The organism is Devosia sp. 2618, from assembly GCF_040546815.1.
Classification (GTDB): Bacteria; Pseudomonadota; Alphaproteobacteria; order Rhizobiales; family Devosiaceae; genus Devosia.
In genome coordinates this window covers 2,172,486-2,193,369 of sequence record NZ_JBEPOO010000001.1, presented here as the reverse complement: position 1 = coordinate 2,193,369, position 20,884 = coordinate 2,172,486, and the positions used below count along the sequence as shown (strand labels likewise).

Below are 20,884 nucleotides of genomic sequence, written 5' to 3'. Positions count from 1 at the left end.
GTTTAGACGCTTTCTGCGCTAACGGGGGTGGCAGTCTCGGCAGGGCTGGCGTTGACGGCCTGTCCGGCACTCACGTTCTCTTGGCCAACGGTTATGACTTCGCTGGTGGTCGGCAGGCCAGTCACCCAGACGCCGTCGCGCGTATCGCTGACGATGGTGATGGCGTGGAAGGCAACCTTGCCGTCTTCGACAGTGCGTACGCCCAGCGTGCCCTTTTCGTCGAGCGTCAGCACCGACTGTGGCAGCAGATGGCCGAGCGTATTGCCTAGCGTAACCACAGCCTGTGCGCTCACGCCATCGCGAACCGAAAGGTCGTTATTGGCAAATTCGATTTCGACCGGGAAGGAACGCGTTGCATTGTCGGCGACAGCCGAGATGAATGTGACCTTGCCGGCAACCTTGGTGCCCGTCACCGTGGTGATGGCAGCATCAAGACCGGTATGCGCCAACGCGATGCGCGACTCTGGCACCTGGCCAATAAACACCATTGGGTTCAGCTGAACGATGGTGGCGCAAGGCTGGCCCTGGCCGAGCAGCGAGCCGGTCACTGCGATCGGGTCCTGAACAGAACCGGCAACCTTTGCCTTGATTTCAGTGCGGTCGAGTTCGGCCTGCGCGTTGTCGAGGCCTGCCTGAGCCGACGAGACCGAAGCCTTGGCGCCGCTCAGCGCAACTTCAACGGTACGACCGGTATTGGAGGCGGCAAGGCCCTTGTTACGCAGTTCGGTATTGGTATCGTAGTCGAGCTGTGCCTGAACCAGACCTGCATTGGCCTGTTCGAGACCAGCCTTGGCCTGTGCCAGGGCGGCAGCGCGCGTGCCCTTGTCCAGCGTGCAGAGGGCATCGCCCACGGCAACCTGCTGGCCCTTGGTCACATGCACCACGTCGACGATGCCTGCTGTTTCAGCGATTGCCGAAACCGAAGCCTTGGCCTGGGTGCGACCGCGCAGCGGTACGTCGATCTGCAGCGGTTGTGCCGTGTAGGTCTCGGTGCGAACCGATGGCAGCGCAGCGCCGGCGCCATTTGCGGTCTCATTGCGCTGCGCAATGGTCAAAGCTGGATCGGTTTCAGGATGTGGGGTCTCAGCCAGAACACCGGCTGCTGCCAACTGGGTGGCAATCGGGCCGTGATCCTTGCCTTCGATCACCGAAATGATCGGGCGTTCGCCATTGCCGGGGCCATTGCCGCCGACAACCAGCGAACCGGTTGCCAGCCATGCGCCTGCACCAAGCAGGATCAACAAGGCGACGCCGTAAGAAAACAGTGCACGCATATAGAAGTAGCCCCTTTACTCAGCCGCGTCTTTTGACGGCTCGGCTCGCGCCATTGTGATCAGTTCGTGCATATGGGAGCGCATATGCCTCTCGGCAAGCTCCATCATAGCACGACCGTAATTGATGACCCATGTGTCAGCAGCATTGCTGCTACGTTGTTGAAACGCTTCTTCCAGTTTCTTATGGGAAGCGATAGTACTTTCGAGATGTTCATTCGCCCGCATTTCCACGATATCGCGTGGCAAAATATTGGCGAAGCGAGCAAAGAGCAGGAACGGGCTCCGGAACACATCTTCGCCAAGCGGAGCCGATAGTTCCTCAATAAAAGCAGCGCGGCCTGCGTCGGTGATCGAATAGACCTTCTTGGACGGCTTGCCGCTTTGCTGTTCGGTGCGGCTCTTCAGTAGCCCTTCATCCTCAAGCTTGGCGAGGGCAGGGTAGATCGAACCAAAACTGGCCTCGATGAAATAGGCGCACTCGCCCTCAACGCAAAGCCGCCGGATTTCGTATCCGGTCGCGTCACATTCATAAAGGATCGATAGGCAGAGTGTCCGGACGTTCATGCGCTGGCTCCGCCCGAGCATATGCTGGGCTGATATATGCCGGTTCTGTATATGCCCGACAAGATTTGCGCAAGTTGTACGAAGCAGCTCTTCGGGTAGATCAGTTAAGATCAGGTTGCATGGCTACCTGTTTAGTCGAGCAACTTGACCATTTCGCCCGCCGCCCGCTGCGCCAGCTCCATGCTGGACGCGGCAACGAAGTACGGATTGAGAAATCCAAGGTCATGCTTGCCATAGGTCATCCGTGCGCCATCAAGCGTCACGACTGCCCCGCCGGCGGCTTCTAGCACCGCTTGACCCGCTGCAGTGTCCCATTCGCTGGTCGGGGTAAATCGCGGGTAAAGCTGCGCATCGCCGCGGGCCAACAGGCAGAATTTCAGTGACGAACCGACCGAAACGTCGGCTTCGACATTCAAAGTTTCGCACAACGAAGCCAGCGCGACATGCCCATGTGAGCGGCTGGCAACGATCCGCAGTCGTATTGCCGAAGCCACCGAAATCGACCGCCGATCCGAACCGATCCCATCGAGCGTGTTGCAGAACCATGCGCCCGTTGCGTCACCGATAAAGGTCTCGCCCGTCACCGGTGCAAGCACGACGCCCAGCACCGGTACGCCGTGTTCGACCAGGGCGATATTGACGGTGAACTCGCCATTGCGCTTGATGAATTCTTTGGTGCCATCCAGCGGATCGACGACAAAATAGCGGTCGCCAAGCTCCGGAATGATGCTGGCCGCAACGCTTTCCTCACCGAGCACCGGAATACCGGTTGGCCTCAACCAATCAAGGATCACGGCTTCAGCCGCCGCATCCGCTTCCGTCACCGGCGAGCCGTCCGCCTTCTCAACAGCAGCAATCGGCCGGGAATAGACATCGAGAATGACACGCGCTGCCGCAATGGATGCGTCCAGCACCAGCTTGGTCAAAGCCTGATCGGTTGGCGCCTGGTTCACTGTTCCACCACCACATCGAGCCCCAGATCGAGTGGCTTGGCCGCCATGGTGATCTGGCTCGTCGAAATATAGTCGACGCCCGTTTCACCGATAGAGCGAACCCGTTCGAGCTTTACCCCGCCCGATGCTTCCAACTTGGCCCGGCCGGCATTGATCTCAACCGCTCGCCGCAGCAGATCATTGTCCATATTGTCGAGCAGGATCACGCGAGCACCCGCAGCCAGCGCTTCTTCGAGCTCGGCCAGCGTCTGCACTTCGATCTCGATGGCCACCAGATGGCCGGCAAAGGCTTCGGCGGCCTTGTAGGCGGCCGTGACGCTGCCCGAGACAGCGATGTGGTTGTCCTTGATCAGGATGGCGTCGTCGAGCGAATAGCGGTGATTGGCCCCGCCGCCGCAGCGCACCGCGTATTTCTGGAAGGCGCGAAGGCCCGGTGTCGTCTTGCGGGTGTCGCAGATTTGCGCGCCGGTTCCGGCTACCGCATCGGCATATTCGCGCGTCAGTGTCGCGATGCCGCTCAAATGATTGAGGAAGTTAAGCGCGACCCGCTCTCCCGACATCACCAGCCGGGCAGGGCCGCTGACCGTCGCCACGACGCCACCAGCTTCGACCCGGTCACCATCGGCAACCTTTGGCTCAAACGTCACACCGTCGCCAACCAGTCGAAATGCCGCCGCAGCCAGTTCCAGCCCGGCAATCACACCCGGCTCCCTTGCCGACAGCGATGCTGTCGCCCTTGCATTGGGGTGCAGCGTGGCCTGACTGGTGAGGTCGCCGGCCAGCCCCAGATCTTCCTCCAGCGCCGCCGAAACGGCACGGTCGATCAAAACGCGCGGCAATTGGGCGGGCAGGCGATCAGCAAACGACATCGGAGGGGCCTCTCAAACGTGGCGCTGATGTACGCGCCCCCGACCATGCTGGCAACCGCCAGCCGCGCAGCACCCTAATGGTGCTGCTTAATGGTGTGGTCCGCCTCGATGATCGCCTTGGTCAGGCTCCCGGTCGATGGATAAAGCGGGATTAGACAAGCCTGGAGAGCATGATAAATGTCCGGCTTGCCGACAAACAGGCGACCCGTTGGCGTCAGGTCTTCCTTGAGCTCGCTCAACCATCCACCACGCTTGTGGTCGATGATGTGGTTCTCGGCAAAGTCCCACAGCTTGCGATACCAGCTCTGGAAATAGTCATCATTGTCAAAAGCCGCGATATAGGCCGACGCGCCAATCGCTTCGCTCACTGGCCACCACAGCTTTTCGCGCATCATGGGCTTGTTGTCCCAGTCGAGCGTATAGAAGAACCCGCCATAGTTCTGGTCCCACCCCAGCGCAACCGCCTGCCGGAACAGCTCGCGCGCCGCACCGGTCATCCAGCTTAGGCGCTTCTCACCCAAAATCCACAGCTGATAGAGCAGTCGCGACCATTCCAGCCAATGACCGGGCGTCGCGCCAGATGGGCGGAACATCTCAGAGCCGAGATAGTCCTTGTCGAGCACCCAGTTCTCGTCGAAATGCTCGGCCACCCGGTAGCCCAGCGGCACCGCGTTCTTGTTGATGATCAGCTCGGCGATGCGCTCTGCTTTTTCGAGATAATGCCAGTCACCAGTTGCCTCGAAAGCGCCCATCAGCGCTTCGGTGAGGTGCATGTTGGAATTCTGGCCACGATACTTGGTGATCGGCGACCAGTCATTGGCGAACTCTTCGCGCACTGCGCCAACCTTGTCGTCCCAGAGGCGCTGGTTGATCACCTGCGTGATGTCAGCCAGCATCTGGTCGGCGAGGGGATGACCGATCAGCTTGGCGCTCGAAGCTGCCAGCATGACGAAAGCATGCCCATAGGCCTGCTTGGTGTCGTCCTTGGGGCCATTGTCGTCTAGCGACCACACGTAACCGCCATGCTTTTGATCACGGTGGTGGTTCCACAAATACTGCATGCCGTGATCGACGATTTCGTCAGATCCCGGCCGCCCGATCAGGCTGCCGATGGCAAAGCAATGGATCATGCGCGCCGTGATGTGGATCTGGCGCGTGGAGTTATCCGCGTCGAGCGGCTTGCCATCATCATCCAGCTCGAAAAACCCGCCCTTGGGATTGATCGACGGAGCCTGGTAAAAGTCGAACAAATTGTTCGCCTGCCGCATCAGATACTGTCGGTGGAATGGACGGCTCGGCCATGGGCTCGAATTAGTCTTGGGCAGGCTGACCTCGGTCATGATAGCTCCCGGCCGGCGAAGCAGATGCGCCAGCTCAACATCTATAACGAGCTATATCTAGACTGTAGAAACGTTGCAATATTGCGCGGTTGGCAGCAGTGCAGTCAGACAGTTACGCCTTTTTGTACCACGCTTCCACGCGGGTCACTTCCTCGGATGATCCAAGCACCACCGGCACGCGTTGGTGGATATCGGTCGGCTGGATATCGAGAATATTCTTACGCCCGGTCGTCGCCTTGCCACCGGCTGCCGTAACGATCAGCGCCATTGGATTGCCTTCATAGAGCAGGCGCAAGCGGCCGCCTTTTTCCAGCGTCTCGCTATCGAGCGGATAAAGGAAAATACCGCCGCGCATCAGGATGCGGTGAATATCGGCCACCATCGAGCCAACCCAGCGCATATTGTAGCGTTTGCCGGCCAGACCGGTTTCGCCCGCCACGTTCTCGTCGACATAACCCTTAGTCGCCGCGTCCCAGAACCGCTCGCGCGCCGTGTTGATGGCGTATTCCCCAGAGGCAGGAGACACAGCCACCTTGTCCTTGGTCAAAACGAAGGTGTCGCTTTGGTCGAGCGTGAAGACCGCAACCGAAGTGCCAAAGGTCAGAACGAAGCTGGTCGACGGACCGTAGGCGGCATAGCCGGCCGCCAGCTGGGCAGAGCCCTTCTGCAGCAGGCCCTTGCTCGCATCGAGAATGGAAAAGATCGTGCCGACAGTAACGTTTACGTCGAGGTTTGAAGATCCATCCAGCGGATCGGTCGCCACGAGTAATGCGCCGCCATTGTCGAAGTGAACGGCCTCATCCAGTTCTTCCGACACCAGAATCGAAATGTCGGAATTCTGGCCTATGTGATTCAAAACAATGTCGTTTGAGATCACGTCGAGCAACTTCTGCGCTTCGCCCTGCACATTGGTATGCCCGGCCAGCCCCGTTTCGCCCTCGATTGGCGCAATGCGCAGCACTGCCGCGATTTCCGCACTGGCAGCCGCCATGGTGGCGACTGCGCGCGCGAGCTTCTGGTCGACAGGCTGGGCGGCGAGCCATTCGGCAAGGGTGGTGGTCATCAGGTACTCTGGTGAGGAGGAGGGGTGCTCCTAGTCTCACCATCCTGAGCCCGCATTCAAGGTCGACTTTCGATGTGCTTCGCCGCCAATCAGACCTCGCGTGCCAGATCGGCCAAAAGACCTGCCGCGACCGACAGACGAGATACGGTCAGTGTGCCCTGCGTCAGCTCAACTACCGCCGCCGCCGTCCGCTCGATCCCGGCCTTCTGTGCGCCGGCCCAGGCGTCCAGCCGCTCGGCAACCGGGCCGTCACCGGACTTGAGGGCATCCGCTGTCAGATCGCGCTGGGCACGCATCACGTTGGCCAATGCGCGGTCCAAAGCCATCCTGTCAAACCGGTCGGTGGGCTGGATCGCACGACCCTGATCCATCACTGGCAGCAGGGTGAACGCCGCGAACACGCCAAAGAACGCCGCTGCGCCATCCGCCACCGAAACGCCGCGCCGCTCACTGACCAGCACGATGTCGCTGGCATAGCTCAGCACCTTGAGTTCGGCGATGGCTCGTGCGGTCTCTTCGGGCACACCCTGTTCGACAAGCGCTGTCACGCGCTGGCCGATTTCGTCCTGCGCCGCTGGAGGCAAGACCCCCGGCAGCAATGTCTTGAGCGTGGCGACGCCCGCCGCGTGGCGCTCGACAAGGCTTGCCAGCCCCTCGGTCACGTCGGCATTGCGCAGGAACCACAGCGTTTCCCGGCGCAAAAGGTCTGACGTTTCGGCATAGAGCGAAAGCTGCACCTCGCCGGCCACCTTACCATCTAGCGCGTCGATAGCCGCATTGAGCGCGGTGAAGCCATAAACGTCGCGGGTAGCCGAATAGGCCAGGGCAATCTCGCCTGGGCTGGCGCTGGTTGCGGCCATCAGTTCGGTCACAAAGGCCGGACCACCGCGGTTGATCAGCGCGTTTGCCAGCACCGTAGCGATCACTTCACGCTTCAGCCGGTGATGGGTGACTGCATCGGGATACGTCGTGTGCAGCGTTTCGGGGAAGTAGCGGAACAGCTCGCCGGCCAGATAACCGTCGTCAATCGATGGTCCCTCCAGCAGATCGGCGTAAAGGGTCAGCTTGGCGTATGCGAGGATCACGGCCAGTTCGGGCCTGGTCAAAGCGGTGCCACCAGCACTGCGCACATCCATCGCCACATCGGTGGGCAGGAATTCCACCAGCCGGTCCAGCAGGCCGCGGCGTTCCAGCTGCTCGATCAGTTCGCGGTGGTCAGGGAGAGCGCCAAGCCCGGCCCGCTGCGCCACCGAGATCGCCAGACCCTGTAGATAGTTGTTGCGCAGGCACAGTGCCGCGACCTCATCGGTCATCGTTACCAGGAACGCGTTGCGTGCTTCCAGCGTCAGCGACCCGTCGGCCAGCAATGGCGCCAGCGCGATCTTGATGTTGACCTCGAGATCGCTCGAATTCACGCCGGCCGAGTTGTCGATGGCGTCGGTATTGATGCGGCCGCCTTTGAGCGCGTATTCGATGCGCCCGCGTTGCGTTACGCCCAGATTGGCGCCTTCGCCCACAACCTTGGCCCGCACGTCGCCTCCGACGATGCGGATCACGTCATTGGCGCGGTCGCCAACATCGGCGTCCGTTTCAAGACTCGAGCGGATATAGGTCCCGATGCCGCCAAACCACAGCAGGTCGACTTCGGCCTTCAAGATGGCCGTCATCACCTCAGTCGGTGTCGCGTGAGTGGCGGTAATGCCCAGTGCCGCCCGTATTTCGCTGCTTAGCGGAATGGACTTAAGGCTGCGCGAGAACACGCCGCCGCCGGTCGAAATCAACGACTTGTCATAGTCCTGCCAGCTGGAGCGGGGCAGGGCGAATAGCCGCTGCCGCTCGGCAAGGCCCGTGACGGTGTCCGGGTTTGGATCGATGAAAATATCGCGGTGGTCGAATGCCGCCACCAGCCGGATTTCCGGGCTCAGCAACATGCCATTGCCGAACACGTCGCCGCTCATGTCGCCAACGCCTGCCACAGTGAATGGCTCGTTCTGAATGTCGCGGTCCATCTCGCGGAAGTGGCGCTTGACCGATTCCCAGCCGCCCCGCGCGGTGATGCCCATGCCCTTGTGGTCATAACCGGCCGAACCGCCAGAGGCGAATGCGTCGCCCAGCCAGAAGCCACGCGAAATGGCGATGCCATTGGCGGTGTCTGAAAAGCTTGCTGTGCCCTTGTCGGCCGCGACCACGAGGTAAGGATCGTCACCATCACGACGCACTACATTGCGCGGTGGCACGACGGCACCCTCGACCAGATTGTCGGTCACATCGAGCAGCGAGCCGATGAAGATCTTGTAGGCCGCGACGCCCTCTGCTTGAATCGCTTCGCGTGGCATCCCCGGCGTCAGATATTTGGGCACAAAGCCGCCCTTGGCGCCCACCGGGACGATCACCGCATTCTTGACCTGCTGAGCCTTGACCAGCCCCAATACCTCGGTTCGGAAATCCTCAGGTCGATCCGACCAGCGCAAACCGCCGCGCGCAATCGCGCCAAAGCGCAGATGCACGCCTTCGACGCGAGGCGAATAGACCGAAATCTCGCGATAGGGGCGGGGCTCGGCCATGCCATCGACCAGATGGCTGTTGAACTTGATGGCCAGCGCCGGCATGCGATTGCCAGCGTCATCGCGCTGGAACGCATTGGTCCGCACCGATGCTTCGATGAGATTGAGGAAGCGGCGAACGATTTTGTCTTCGTCCAGCGACGCCATGCCGTCGAGCGCCACCATGATCCGTTCGCGCGCAGCTTCCGCACGGGAAACCGGTTCGGTCTCGTTGGGGTTATGCAGCGCATCAAACAGCGCCACCAGCGCCGATGCCGCCTCCGCCTGTTTGACCAGTACGGCCGCAACATAGCGCTGCGAGTAAGACGTTCCGATCTGCCGCAGATAGCGCGACAGGGCCCGCAGCAGCGCCGCATCGTTCCAGTTGAGCGCCGTGGTCGTCACCAGCGTATTGAGCTGATCGCTTTCGGCGAAGCGGTTCCAGACTGCCAGCAGCCCGGCTTCGATAGCCGCGCCGCGCGCGCCGAGGTCGATACTGCTGCCGTCAGCCGGCTCCAGCACCATGTCGTGCAAATAGCGCTCGACGCCGTCGCGCGGCACAATCGTATAGGTCCGCTCGTCGATCACTCGAAAGCCGAATGCTTCGAGCATTGGGACGCGGTCGCTCAGCGGAATAGCGCTTTCGCGGTGGTAGAATTTGAGCCCCAGCGCGCCGTCTGTCCCAGTCCGCTCGCGCAGGCGAATGGCAATCTCGCCGCTGTCGCCCAACTGCCGCAGCGCCGCAATATCGAGATGCGCATCAGCCGCCGTATTGCGCGACTGATAGGCCGGCGAAAACGCGCCGCGATAATCGCTGATCGCTGCTGGGTCTTCGGCCGTGGCCCAAAGCGTATCGCCAAAATTGGAGGTAAGCGCATCTACGCGTGCTTCTAGTTCTGCGCGGCTTGGCTGCGGGGTTGGCCCCGCCACGCGGCCGATAATCACATGCAGCCGCACCAGTTCCCCTTCCGGGAAGTGCGGATAAAACGCCGAAACGCGTCCGTCATAGGCTTGCGCTAGATAGCGCGTGATGCGCGCCCGCGCTTCACCGTCATAGCGATCGCGCGGCACGTAGACGAGAATAGAGACGAAATTGTCGAACCGGTCGATGCGCGGCAGAACCCGCACGCGTGGCCGGTCATAAAGCCCTGCAATCGCGGTCGCGAATTCGAACAGCTGCTCGACTTCGATCTGGAAAAGTTCGTCGCGCGGATAGCTGTCGAGAGCGCTCAGCAGTGCCCGGCCGTCATGGCCCAGCGGATCTACGCCTGACTTGCGCATTACGGCCGCAATCTTGCGCCGGATAATCGGCACATCGGTATGGGGCGTCGCCATGGCCTGCGCCGTGAAGAGGCCGACAATGCGCAGTTCGCCCGTGGCCTGACCGTCGCTGCCATAGGTCTTGATGCCCACATAATCCATGTGGGTGCGGCGATGCACACGGCTGCGCACATTGGCCTTGGTCACCAGCAGCGGTTCGTTCGAGGCCATGAAGTCGGCATGCTGTGGCGTCGATTCCACAAAGCTCGGGCCGCTGCGCAGCACCTTGAAATCGGGGTCGCGCATGATGCCGAGCCCGCTCCCATCGACGGGCACCAGACCATCGCCAGCAACGTGGTATTCGCGCAGCCCCAGGAAGGTGAAATTGTGCTCGATCAGCCAGTCGAGAAACTTCAGCGGCTCGTCACGCTGGGCCAGTTCGCTTGATTCGAGCGCCGCCAGCGACCGCCGCAGCCGTTCCAGCATCGGCTGCCAGTCGCGCACCGCCGCCGTCACTTCCGCCATCGTCGCCTTGAGCTCGGTCGCCAGCGCCTCAGTGTCCGCCACAGGATCGCTGTGAATATGCAGGATGCTCAGCGCACGTCCGCTGGTCGGGCTTACAGCACCATTGTCGACCCGCACCACCGGATGGCTGAACAGGCGCACCGAACCGCCCCCCGCGCGCACTGCCGCCAGTGCGCTATCGACGATGAACGGCATGTCCGGCGAGATGATATCGATCACCAGCGGATCGCCTGACTGCGCAGGCTCAATGGTCGTCAGTCTGCTGCTGTCGCCCGAGTAGGCAAGCAGGTGATCGTATGATTGCCGCAGAATCGCTTCGAACGCCGCCGGGTCCTGACGCGCCAGATCCTCGGGATCGGTTGCCATCACCGCAGCCTTCAGGAACCAGCTAAACCCCGCATCGCTCGTCGCGAGTTCGGTAACCCGTCCCAGCAGGGATGGGCGGTTCGATGATGCCTGGTTCATTCAAAGTCTCCTAACGCTTCAGCCAGTCTAGGCAGGCAAATCGCCTGTGTCGTCCCTCAAACAGGGATATCACCCTAAAGCTCTATCTTGGTGACGGCTTTGAGGCATTGTTGACCGGGTAATGATTAGGAATGGATTTGCGTTTGCCGCCGCCCACGACGATGTGAAGCGATCTTTTTGCCCGCCTTGCTCAAATTCAAGCAAACTGTTTTCTCGGCACAGCCTTCGGACGCTAGGCCCAAGCCTTGAGATACACTAGCGTTCTGGTAGTCTTTAATCATTCGATCTCAGCGGGAGACAGAGATGAAGAACGCAACCAAATTCCTGGCCTATACTGCCCTTGCCGCGTCCTTGTCGCTCGGCTTTGCAGTAACCACCCACGCACAGGAGCGTACGCTGATCAATGTCAGCTACGATCCGACACGCGAACTCTACCGTGATTTTGACGCCGCCTTCATCAAGCACTGGCTGGATGCCACAAAAGAAACTGTGGACGTTCAGGTGACCCATGGTGGTTCCGGCGCTCAGGCCCGCACTGTCATCGACGGACTCGAAGCAGACGTCGTGACGCTGGCGCTCGAAAGCGACATCAACGCCATTTCCGATGCGGACAATAAGCTGATCCGTCCCGACTGGCGCGGCACCTTTGCCAACAACAACGCCCCCTATACCTCGACCATCGTTTTCCTGGTCCGCAAGGGCAACCCAAAGGCAATCGCCGATTGGGGTGATCTGGTCCATGACGGCGTCGAAGTGATCACGCCAAATCCAAAGACCTCCGGCGGCGCACGCTGGAACCTTCTGGCAGCCTGGGCCTGGGCAAAGGCACAGCCCGGCGGCTCCGATGAAACAGCGCAGGCTTTCGTCACCGATCTCTACAAGCACGTACCCGTGCTCGATACCGGCGCGCGTGGCTCGACCACAACATTCGTGCAGCGCGGCATTGGCGACGTCCTGCTCGCTTGGGAAAACGAAGCTTACTTGGCCCTTGAAGAACTCGGTCCAGACGCCTTCGATATCGTCACCCCATCGATCTCGATCCTGGCCGAGCCTCCAGTCGCCATCGTCGACGGCAATGTCGACAAGAAGGGCACCCGCGATCTGGCCGAGGCCTATCTTGAATATCTCTATTCCGATGAGGGGCAGGCTATCGCTGCCAAGCACTACTACCGCCCAACCAACCCGGCTGCTGCCAATCCTGAAGACATTGCCCGCTTCGGCAAGGTCAATCTCGTGACCATCGAGGACTTCGGCGGCTGGCGCGAAGCGCAGCCACACTTCTTCGGTGACGGCGGCGTGTTCGACCAGATTTACACCGGCACTCCCGGCTAACAGTTTCGTCCTCCCAGACGATAAAAACGCCGGCCTTCGGGTCGGCGTTTTGCTGTGTTCTCCTGTGACGCCCCATTAGCCCTCATGGCGAGGTGCGAGTTCTTCACGAGCCTCAAACCACGAGGGCGTGCCAGTCGCAGCCTAGTGAACTGTCGTCGGCTCCAGCACTGTTGCCGGACCATCGTCCAGCTTCGGCCCAGCCCAGAACACGAGATAGAGCAGCTCTTCGCCCGCCGCGTCGGTGATTTCAATGGAGCGCGGTACGCGCGTATCGCCGCCCGTATTGGCGGCTTGTTCGACGATGGCCTTCGCGAGCGCAGCGGCATTGTGTTCGGCCGCTTCCAAGTCCGGCAGATCGCTGCCGTTCACGTCCGGAATCAGCTCGTCATCGGTACGATAATGAAAGTAGAACTTGGGCAATCGTGCCTCCCTCAACGGGAAAATGCCGAACCCCGCCCGAGGCTTGCAAGGCAGGGCTAGTCACCTGCGGCAGCTTGGCAGTTTCCCGTCTGTCAGTCGAGCCCGCCGATGCCGTGATATTGATGGCGCTGCCACACCAGTGGGGTGCGGCTTGTCGTTGTTTCCACCTCAATGATAGCCCCGGCAAATAGCACATGCGTGCCCGTTTCGATGGAGCCGATCACGTCGCAATCGAGTGTCGTCACCGCGCCCTGCAGCATCGGATGTCCCGACGGCCATTCGGCCCAACTGCCGGTGTTGAACCGCTCCGGCGCCTCGACGCGGCCGGCAAAAGCATCGGCCACTGGGGACTGGTCGTCAGCCAGCACAGCAAACGAAAATCCACCCGTCTTGGCGATCAGATCGGCCAGCCGGCTCATGATGTCGATCGAAATCAAAATCGTCGGCGGGTTCATCGATAGCGACAGCATCGAGGTGACCGTCCGCCCGATCCGCTCGTCGCCGCGTCTGGCGGTTACAACACTGACAGTCGATGCCATAGCCGACATGGCCGCGCGGAATTCGGCATTGCCTACCAATGGGCGCCGCGCAGGGCGCAATTTCAGGGTGTCAGGCAGTTCAAAGTCGACCATCAGCTTATTCACGATCCTTCTCCGGGCTGTTCTGAAAACAGGTCGCGGAGCTTGTTGGGCACGCCTTCCATAGCCTTTGCATCGGCCGGCGGCGCTCCCTTTTCAACGATATTCGGCCAGCGCCGCGCATATTTGCGGTTCAGCTCAATCCAAGGCTCAATGCCCCGTTCCATATCCGGCTTGATGGCGTCAATCGGACACTCAGGTTCACACACACCACAATCTATGCACTCGTCCGGATTGATGACCAGCATGTTCTCGCCTTCGTAGAAGCAATCCACGGGGCAAACCTCCACGCAATCCATATGCTTGCAGGCAATGCAGTCTTCAGTAACGACATAGGTCATCGAAAAGTCTCTTCTAGAGCTGCCAACCAAGTTGAGCCCGAAAACCACCGCGCCCTGTGGCAGAGCGCGGTGGAGCTATTGCGCTCAGCCCAGATTGGCTTCCGCAAACTCATAGTTCGCAAGCTTGTCGAGGAAGTTGGTCACGTAGTCTGGACGGCGATTGCGGAAGTCGACGTAATAGCTGTGCTCCCACACATCGAGACCCAGCAGCGGCTTGCCTTCGCCGGTCGCCAGTGGGTTCGAGCCATTTGGCGTCTTGGTGACCTTGAGCTTGCCTTCTGTGCCCAGCACCAGCCATGCCCAACCCGAGCCAAACTGCGTCGTCGCTGCAGTCTTGAACTGCTCCTTGAAGGCATCGACGCTGCCCAGGTCGCTGACGATCTTGGCTTCCAGCTTGCCACCCAGCTTGCCGCCGTTCGGCGATAGGGCGTTCCAGAAATGGATGTGGTTCCAGTGCTGACCGGCATTGTTGAACACAGGCGCGAGGTCCGCCTTGCCATTGGCAAATGCGATGATCTCTTCCAGCGACTTGTCAGCAAGATCGACGTTCTTATCAACGAAGCCATTGAGTGCGGTAACATAGGCTTGGTGATGCTTGTCGTGATGCAGTTCCAGGGTTTCCTGGCTCATGCCGCGTTCGGCCAGCGCTGAATGGGCGTAAGGCAGGGCGGGAAGTTCGAATGCCATTTTTGCAGTCTCCTCAGGAGGTTTGTGCGCGGCCCTTGCAATTTTGAGCCGTACAATTTAATTTCCAAGTGATGACTTTGAAAACCTCTGACGAGAATATGTCAAGCCAGAACTTGGAAAATACTGTGCGTACCGACAGCGTCGCCCCAAACGTGGCGTGGTCGCCGCGCAGCCCGGCCGAGCGCGTGCTGATGGCGCTCAAAATGCACGGCGCGCTATCCTCGGCCGTATTGGGCAAGCAGCTTGGCACCACCGGTGAAGCTGCCCGTCAGCAATTGGCGCGACTGGCCGACGAAGGTTTGGTCGTAGCCACCAGCGAAGCCAAGGGGGTAGGGCGCCCGACGCAAAGCTGGAGCCTGACGCCCGCCGCTCAAGCACGCTTTCCCGACACCCACGCGGCGCTCACCGTACAATTGCTGGGTATCGTCAAAGCCTCACTGGGCGACGTAGCCCTCGATACCCTGATTTCTGCCCGCGAAGCCGAAACCCGCGCGGCTTATGAAGCCGTCATCGCCGACCAGATGAGCCTGAATGAAAAGGTCGCCGCACTTGCCGATCTGCGCAGCGCCGAAGGCTACATGGCCGACTGGCGCGAGGAGGCTGACGGCTCGCTGACCCTGATCGAAAATCACTGCCCGATCTGCGCCGCCGCAACCGCTTGCCAAGGCTTTTGTCGTGCCGAGCTCGACGTCTTCCGTGCCGTCCTCGGTCCCGAGGTCAGTGTCGTTCGCGACGAACATATCGTCGCCGGGGGCCGCCGCTGCAGTTACGCCATTCGGGAGATCGACGGATGACCGACGACAATTCGCGTCCACCCGTAGGCACGCGCCATGAGCGTGTCGGCTGGGAAACGCCAGCCGGCCTCGACGAAGCGATGGTCCGCGCTGTGGTCGAACAGTTTTACGCCGATGCGCGCCGCGATCCGGTCATCGGCCCGGTGTTCAATCGCGTCATCGCGCCCGAAGCCTGGCCTCGTCACATAGATACCATCACCGATTTCTGGAGCTCCATGCTGCTCGGCACCGGCCGCTATGCCGGTCGCCCCATGCCCAAGCACATGGCCATCCCCGAACTCTCCGACGCCCACTTCATGCGCTGGCTCGCTCTGTTCCGCCGCACCGCCGAAGTCCTCTGCCCACCTGACATCGCAGTGCTCTTCATCGAACGGTCCGAACGTATCGGCAACAGCTTCCGCATGAACATCGCGATGCGCCGCGGCGAAGACATCAGCCGCATGGGCCCGCTGGACCGAGAGACGCCAGTGTGGGCGCCGCCGAAGGAGTAACGACACAAATTGCTCCTAGGGCCCTAAATCTAAGTGCAATTTCTCGCCGGAATCTCCCACCCTTCGCCCCCGCAGAATATTTTTCCCTCCGGCTTTCTGCAAACGCCACGCGTCACCTTTGATAAATCGGCCCAATCCTCTAGGTTTGCCTCTGCCGAACCGGGTTGAGAGGTCGACATGCACCACGCTGCCAAAACTGCTTATGGGCCTGCCGCTTGAGCGCCGCCATTTCGACTGCGCCGCGCCGCGCCTGGAGTTTTCGCCAGCATAGCGTCATCCCCGGCTTTGGACTGACCCTGGGTTTCACCCTCACGTATTTCTCGCTGATCATCCTGATTCCGCTGGCCGCTCTGGCCGTCCGCGCCGCTGGGCTGGGTCCCGCTGGCTTCTGGGCCGCCGCCACCGACGCCCGCGTACTTGGCTCGCTGCGCGTCAGCTTCGTCACCGCGCTGATCGCCGCTGGCGTCAATGTGGTGTTCGGCACGCTGATCGCCTGGGTCCTGGTCCGCTACCGCTTCCCCGGTCGCCGCATTTTCGATGCCATCATTGATTTGCCTTTCGCGCTGCCAACTGCCGTGGCCGGTATCGCGTTGACGGCGATTTACGCGCCAAACGGCACAGTCGGCTCCATCTTTGCCCCACTCGGCTGGCGCATTGCCTACACCCCAGCCGGCATCGTTATCGCCATGATCTTTATCGGCCTGCCCTTCGTCGTCCGCACCATTCAGCCGATCCTTGAAGAGGTCAGCCACGAGGTTGAAGAAGCCAGTGCCACCCTCGGCGCCAACCGCTTCCAGACCATCTTCCATGTCATCCTGCCCAGCCTGATGCCCGCTATCCTGACAGGCTTCGCGCTGGCTTTCGCCCGTGCGGTGGGTGAATACGGCTCGATCATCTTCATCGCGGGCAATATCCCGTTCGTGTCGGAAATCGCGCCGCTGCTGATCTATATCCGCCTGCAGGAATTCAACTATGGCGGCGCCACGGCCATCGCTATGGTCATGCTGCTGATTTCCTTTGCCATGCTGCTGTTTATCAACCTGATCCAGGCCTGGAGCCGCAAGAGGTATGGCTATGGCAACTAAGCTCCGCGCCCGCACCAAACGCCGCATCTCGCCAACCAGTGAAAGCCGCTTCGTACAGTGGGTGCTGATCGGTATTGCCTTGCTGTTCATGGCCATCGTTCTGGTCCTGCCGCTCTATGCGGTGTTCCACGAAGCCTTCAGCAAAGGCATCGGCGCCTATTTCGCCGCGCTCGTTGAAAAGGACGCGCAGGCCGCCATTCGCTTGACGCTACTGGTGGCCGCCATCGCCGTGCCGCTCAACGTCGTGTTTGGCATCTCCGCCTCATGGGCCATTGCCAAGTTCGAGTTCAAGGGTAAGGCATTTCTTATCACCTTGATCGACCTGCCGTTCTCGGTGTCGCCGGTTATCTCGGGCCTCGTCTACGTGCTGCTGTTCGGGGCAGGGAGCTTTCTCGGCCCCTTCCTCAAGAGCTACGGCATCGAGGTCCTGTTCGCGCTGCCCGGCATCGTGTTGGCGACGATTTTCGTCACCTTCCCCTTCGTCGCCCGCGAGTTGATCCCGCTGATGCAGGATCAGGGCACTGGCGACGAAGAGGCGGCTCTATCACTCGGCGCAAACGGCTGGCAAACCTTCTGGCGCGTCACGTTGCCCAATATCAAATGGGGCCTGCTCTACGGCGTGCTGCTATGCAATGCCCGCGCCATGGGCGAATTTGGTGCTGTCGCCGTGGTCTCGGGCAAGATCCGCGGCCAGACCACCACCATGCCGTTGCAGGTGGAAATGCTCTACAACGAATACAACGCCGCGGCGGCCTTCGCCCTGGCATCGCTGCTGGCCTTGCTCGCTTTGGTCACGCTGATATTGAAGTCTGCACTGGAATGGCGTTTCAACGAAGAAATCGCCGCTAGCGGTCACTGAATAGGGTTTGGGGTTTATGGAAGTTCGCGTTCAAAACGTGCGCAAGGAATTCGACCGGTTCCCGGCGCTGCACGATGTGTCGCTCGATATTCGTTCGGGCGAACTGATTGCGCTGCTGGGGCCGTCCGGCTCGGGCAAGACTACCTTGTTGCGCCTCATCGCTGGCCTCGAAATGCCCACAGCCGGCAAGATTTACTTCGGAGACACCGACGCCTCCGAAAAGTCCGTGCAGGAGCGCAATATCGGCTTCGTGTTCCAGCACTATGCCCTGTTCCGCCACATGACGATCCTCGAAAACATCTCATTTGGCCTAAAGGTCCGTCCGCGCTCCAGCCGCCCACCGGCCGGTGAAATCCGCCGTCGCGCCATGGAGCTGCTTGATCTGGTCCAACTCTCTGGCCTCGAAAAACGCTATCCAAACCAGCTTTCCGGCGGCCAGCGTCAGCGCGTTGCTCTGGCCCGCGCCCTTGCCATCGAACCGGCTGTTCTGCTGCTTGATGAGCCATTCGGCGCGCTCGATGCGCAGGTGCGCCGCGAGCTGCGCAAGTGGCTGCGCGAAATCCATGACCGCACCGGCCACACCACCGTTTTCGTCACCCACGATCAGGAAGAGGCCCTTGAACTCTCCGACCGTCTCTGCGTGATGAGCCAAGGTAAGATCGAACAGGTCGGCACCCCCGATACTGTCTATGACGAACCCACGTCGCCCTTCGTTTTCGGCTTCATCGGTGAGTCGAGCGAACTCCCCGTTACCGTCGAAAACAACGAACTCTGGATCGGTGGTCGAGCCATTGGCGTGCCGGCTGGGGATACGCCGAGTGGTCAGGCGCGCCTGTTCTTCCGCCCGCACGACGTCGAAGTGGTCGAAGGCGATGCCGCGCTGGCCGGCGTTGTCACCGCATCGCGCCGCGTTGGCGGCACTCGCCGAGTCGAGGTCGAAATCGGCGGGGATGGCCACAGGGTCGAAGTCGATCTGCCCTTCGATCACCCGGCTGGCGACAAGACCCGCATTGCGTTTCGTCCTCGCCGCTGGACACTGTTTCCGAGCTGACAGCTAAAAAGCAATCAGCTTGTTAGCAAAATTGTCCTAGGATCGTTCCTTAGGTACTCACCCAAGGTCACGACGGTTCACTGATGGGCGATCTCGACACGACTATTGCAGATCGTTTTTTGCGCGGTACGAGGCTGCTGCGAGCCGGACAGTGCGAAGACGCGCTGCTCGAATTCCGCGCCGTCTATGCTTTGGCTGAAGAGTCTGGCCATCCCGAACTGATGGCGACGTGCCTCTGCGAAATGTCTTGGGCCTGCTTTCGTTTGGGGCGGCCCGAGCAGGGTCTTGAATGCGCCATGGGCGCCAAATGGCTGTGGGAGCGCATTGGCAACCAGGCCGAACTGGCGCGCGGGCTGGCGGTCGAAGCCATCCTGCTGCTCGATTTCGGCTTTAGCGACGAAGCTTTCGAGACCGCGACCCGTGCCTTGACCATCGCCGAGACAGCGGAGGACGCCGCCGTCCTGGCCTTCGCACTCAACATCAAAGGCGTTGTGCTGGTTCTGTGCCGCGAGGAGGTTCTGGGTATCGAACTGATCGAGCGCTCCGTCGCCATGGCCAGCACCAGTGGCAATGTTGCTGCCGAGGCATACTACGTACTCAATCTGGGCTTTGCCTCTGCCAAGCAGGCCGAAGCTGCCGACGCGCTGGGCGAGCGGGACCGCGCGAGTATCGAACGCAACGCCGCCATTGCGTTCAGTGCGCGCGCTGTCGAGAAAGCCGAACTGAGCGGCGATTTCTGGACCATGCGCGTTGCCCTCTGCAACAGCGCCGAGTTTCTGGCCCTTGAGGGGCAGTTCGATGCGGCGTTGGCGTGCCTTGATCGTTGCTTGCTTCTGCCAGGTGATCCCGGCCCAAGCCTCACCATTGTGCGCCAGTATGTGCAGGGTGACGTGCTCATGCGGTTGGGCAGGGCCTCGGAGGCTGAGGACATGGTGCGGCAGGCCCTGACGCTGGCTGACGCCGCCAGCCAGCTCGATCACCAGGTAAATGCCGCCTGCAAGCTTGCCGAAATCCTTGAGGTCAATGGCAAGGTGCATGAGGCGCTGGCAATGCATAAGCGTTTCCACGCGCTCTATGTTCGCCAGACTGGCGAAAACGCTGGTCGTCTCGCGCGCATCGAGGAAATTCGCGTCGAAACCGAGCGTTTGCGCAGCCACGCGGCCTTCCTTGCCGATCAGGCCATGGCCGATCCCTTGACCGGCATCGCCAACCGCCGCAGCTTCGATCAAAACCTTGAGCGTCTCGCTGGTACGCCGTTTTCGGTGGCGATCGTCGATCTCGACCACTTCAAAACCATCAATGACCGCCACTCGCACATTGTGGGCGATGTGGTTCTGCAGCGCGTCGCCCGTTTGATGGCCGACGCGATTGGCGAAAGCGGCCACGTCGCCCGGTTGGGCGGCGAAGAGTTCGCACTGGTGTTGCCGAATGCTTCGGCGGTCGCAGCCTTTGCGGCTTGCGAAGGGCTTCGGACCGCCGTGGCGGCCCGGGACTTCTCCGATCTGGGTGAGAGGCTTGGCGTCACGATCAGTATTGGCTTGTCGGTTGGCACCGGCTATGAGCCCGCGGGCGAATTGATGCAGCTTGCCGATACGCGCCTCTACCAAGCCAAGGCGAATGGCCGCGATTGTGTGGTGGGTGGCGATTTTTCGACGAGGTCTCAGTCCGCTGACTACACTCTCGAAAAGAATCGACTTTCCGCATGACCGCCCACGCCGCTGCCTTCCGCACCTTTGAAGAAAAACTCGCCCGCTTTCGTGACCCCGCCGAAACTGGCGCGGCGTTGCACGAACTGGCCGCGACCATCTTGCCGGCGCACCTCTTCACGTTGACCGCGATCAATATGGCCGCCGGTCACGTGCGCCGAGTTTATTCCAGCCACCCCGATGTTTACCCGCTGCTCGGCACCAAGCTGATCGTCATTGATGACTGGTTCCGCGCCATGCAGACCGAGCGTCGGATCACGGCGATCAACACGGCGGCCGGCATGGAAGGCAATTTCCCCGATCTCGCACTGATCCGCACGCTGGGCTGCAACGCCTCGATCAGCGTGCCGATCATGGCCGGCAATGACCTGCTCGGCACCATCAATATTCTCGATGCAGAAGGCAGCTATCCGGACGCCGCCATCGAGCAGGCCGCGAACCTCATCGTGCCGGCCGTCGCCGTTTTTCTTATCCTGCGCAATCACTTCGAGCTCTAAGCTCAGACGGGCACGTTACCCCCATGTAACGTGCCTGCGCTTGGTGGAAGCACTCGGCCCAAGCTAATCGATACCCACTGGTCCGTCCAGAGGACGGCGCTCGCCGCCTGAGGCGGTGGGCGTTTTC

General features: G+C 60.9%; 19 protein-coding genes. 8 read left to right on the top strand and 11 right to left on the bottom strand.

The features are described from left to right. Nucleotides 1–2: 2 nt before the first annotated feature. From ABIE28_RS11115 to ABIE28_RS11085, 7 genes are all read right to left on the bottom strand, one after another. Nucleotides 3–1,274 (bottom strand): efflux RND transporter periplasmic adaptor subunit, encoded by a 1,272-nt coding sequence (locus ABIE28_RS11115; RefSeq protein ID WP_354062899.1) that lies wholly within the window; start codon nt 1,272–1,274, stop codon nt 3–5. A 15-nt stretch (nt 1,275–1,289) separates the two neighbouring features. Beyond that, on the bottom strand, nt 1,290–1,838 hold the full coding sequence (locus tag ABIE28_RS11110; protein WP_354062897.1) for a PadR family transcriptional regulator: 549 nt from the start codon (nt 1,836–1,838) through the stop codon (nt 1,290–1,292). Between the two features lie 131 nt (nt 1,839–1,969). Further along, nucleotides 1,970–2,791, bottom strand: a complete 822-nt coding sequence (gene cysQ / locus ABIE28_RS11105) for a 3'(2'),5'-bisphosphate nucleotidase CysQ (RefSeq protein ID WP_354062895.1) — start codon at nt 2,789–2,791, stop codon at nt 1,970–1,972. After that, a complete protein-coding gene (nadC, locus tag ABIE28_RS11100) occupies nt 2,788–3,660 on the bottom strand; it encodes a carboxylating nicotinate-nucleotide diphosphorylase (RefSeq protein WP_354062893.1) in 873 nt (290 codons plus the stop codon). Before nadC ends, cysQ begins: the two co-directional genes overlap by 4 nt. 74 nt (nt 3,661–3,734) lie before the next feature. Beyond that, nucleotides 3,735–5,000 carry an AGE family epimerase/isomerase gene (locus tag ABIE28_RS11095; protein ID WP_354062891.1) on the bottom strand — a complete coding sequence of 422 codons (1,266 nt, stop codon included), beginning with the start codon at nt 4,998–5,000 and terminating at the stop codon, nt 3,735–3,737. 112 nt (nt 5,001–5,112) lie between these two features. After that, on the bottom strand, nt 5,113–6,063 hold the full coding sequence (locus tag ABIE28_RS11090; RefSeq protein WP_354062889.1) for a class 1 fructose-bisphosphatase: 951 nt from the start codon (nt 6,061–6,063) through the stop codon (nt 5,113–5,115). Nucleotides 6,064–6,152: 89 nt separating this feature from the next. After that, nucleotides 6,153–10,856 (bottom strand): NAD-glutamate dehydrogenase, encoded by a 4,704-nt coding sequence (locus ABIE28_RS11085; protein ID WP_354062887.1) that lies wholly within the window; start codon nt 10,854–10,856, stop codon nt 6,153–6,155. 303 nt (nt 10,857–11,159) lie between these two features. Between ABIE28_RS11085 and ABIE28_RS11080 the strand changes: the two genes are divergently transcribed. Further along, complete coding sequence (locus tag ABIE28_RS11080; RefSeq protein ID WP_354062885.1) at nt 11,160–12,188, top strand: sulfate ABC transporter substrate-binding protein; 1,029 nt, start codon at nt 11,160–11,162, stop codon at nt 12,186–12,188. A gap of 141 nt (nt 12,189–12,329) precedes the next feature. Here ABIE28_RS11080 and ABIE28_RS11075 read toward each other — a convergent pair whose 3' ends face one another. The 4 genes from ABIE28_RS11075 to ABIE28_RS11060 all read right to left on the bottom strand — a co-directional run bounded on the left by ABIE28_RS11075 (nt 12,330) and on the right by ABIE28_RS11060 (nt 14,274). After that, the gene (locus ABIE28_RS11075; protein WP_354062883.1) at nt 12,330–12,608 is read right to left on the bottom strand and encodes a DUF6894 family protein; all 279 of its coding nucleotides are present in this window, start codon (nt 12,606–12,608) and stop codon (nt 12,330–12,332) included. A 92-nt stretch (nt 12,609–12,700) separates the two neighbouring features. After that, nucleotides 12,701–13,252, bottom strand: a complete 552-nt coding sequence (locus ABIE28_RS11070; RefSeq protein ID WP_354062881.1) for a flavin reductase family protein — start codon at nt 13,250–13,252, stop codon at nt 12,701–12,703. Next, nucleotides 13,249–13,587 carry a ferredoxin FdxA gene (fdxA, locus tag ABIE28_RS11065; RefSeq protein WP_354062879.1) on the bottom strand — a complete coding sequence of 113 codons (339 nt, stop codon included), beginning with the start codon at nt 13,585–13,587 and terminating at the stop codon, nt 13,249–13,251. Before fdxA ends, ABIE28_RS11070 begins: the two co-directional genes overlap by 4 nt. An 84-nt stretch (nt 13,588–13,671) precedes the next feature. Continuing rightward, on the bottom strand, nt 13,672–14,274 hold the full coding sequence (locus ABIE28_RS11060; protein ID WP_354062877.1) for a superoxide dismutase: 603 nt from the start codon (nt 14,272–14,274) through the stop codon (nt 13,672–13,674). Nucleotides 14,275–14,465: 191 nt separating this feature from the next. Between ABIE28_RS11060 and ABIE28_RS11055 the strand changes: the two genes are divergently transcribed. The 7 genes from ABIE28_RS11055 (at nt 14,466) to ABIE28_RS11025 (ending at nt 20,757) form a co-directional block, all read left to right on the top strand. Continuing rightward, on the top strand, nt 14,466–15,068 hold the full coding sequence (locus ABIE28_RS11055; RefSeq protein ID WP_354066437.1) for a helix-turn-helix transcriptional regulator: 603 nt from the start codon (nt 14,466–14,468) through the stop codon (nt 15,066–15,068). After that, nucleotides 15,065–15,559 carry a group III truncated hemoglobin gene (locus ABIE28_RS11050; protein WP_354062875.1) on the top strand — a complete coding sequence of 165 codons (495 nt, stop codon included), beginning with the start codon at nt 15,065–15,067 and terminating at the stop codon, nt 15,557–15,559. The genes ABIE28_RS11055 and ABIE28_RS11050 overlap by 4 nt, the downstream gene beginning before the upstream one ends. 227 nt (nt 15,560–15,786) lie before the next feature. Then, nucleotides 15,787–16,644: a sulfate ABC transporter permease subunit CysT gene (gene cysT, locus ABIE28_RS11045; protein ID WP_354066436.1), complete on the top strand. Its 858-nt coding sequence runs from the start codon at nt 15,787–15,789 to the stop codon at nt 16,642–16,644. Further along, the gene (gene cysW, locus ABIE28_RS11040) at nt 16,634–17,503 is read left to right on the top strand and encodes a sulfate ABC transporter permease subunit CysW (RefSeq protein ID WP_502913382.1); all 870 of its coding nucleotides are present in this window, start codon (nt 16,634–16,636) and stop codon (nt 17,501–17,503) included. Before cysT ends, cysW begins: the two co-directional genes overlap by 11 nt. 16 nt (nt 17,504–17,519) lie before the next feature. Continuing rightward, nucleotides 17,520–18,554 carry a sulfate/molybdate ABC transporter ATP-binding protein gene (locus ABIE28_RS11035; RefSeq protein ID WP_354062871.1) on the top strand — a complete coding sequence of 345 codons (1,035 nt, stop codon included), beginning with the start codon at nt 17,520–17,522 and terminating at the stop codon, nt 18,552–18,554. A gap of 83 nt (nt 18,555–18,637) precedes the next feature. Then, nucleotides 18,638–20,260, top strand: a complete 1,623-nt coding sequence (locus ABIE28_RS11030; protein WP_354062869.1) for a diguanylate cyclase — start codon at nt 18,638–18,640, stop codon at nt 20,258–20,260. Next, nucleotides 20,257–20,757, top strand: coding sequence for a GAF domain-containing protein (locus tag ABIE28_RS11025; protein ID WP_354062867.1), 501 nt, complete (start codon nt 20,257–20,259; stop codon nt 20,755–20,757). The genes ABIE28_RS11030 and ABIE28_RS11025 overlap by 4 nt, the downstream gene beginning before the upstream one ends. Nucleotides 20,758–20,884 lie beyond the last annotated feature (127 nt).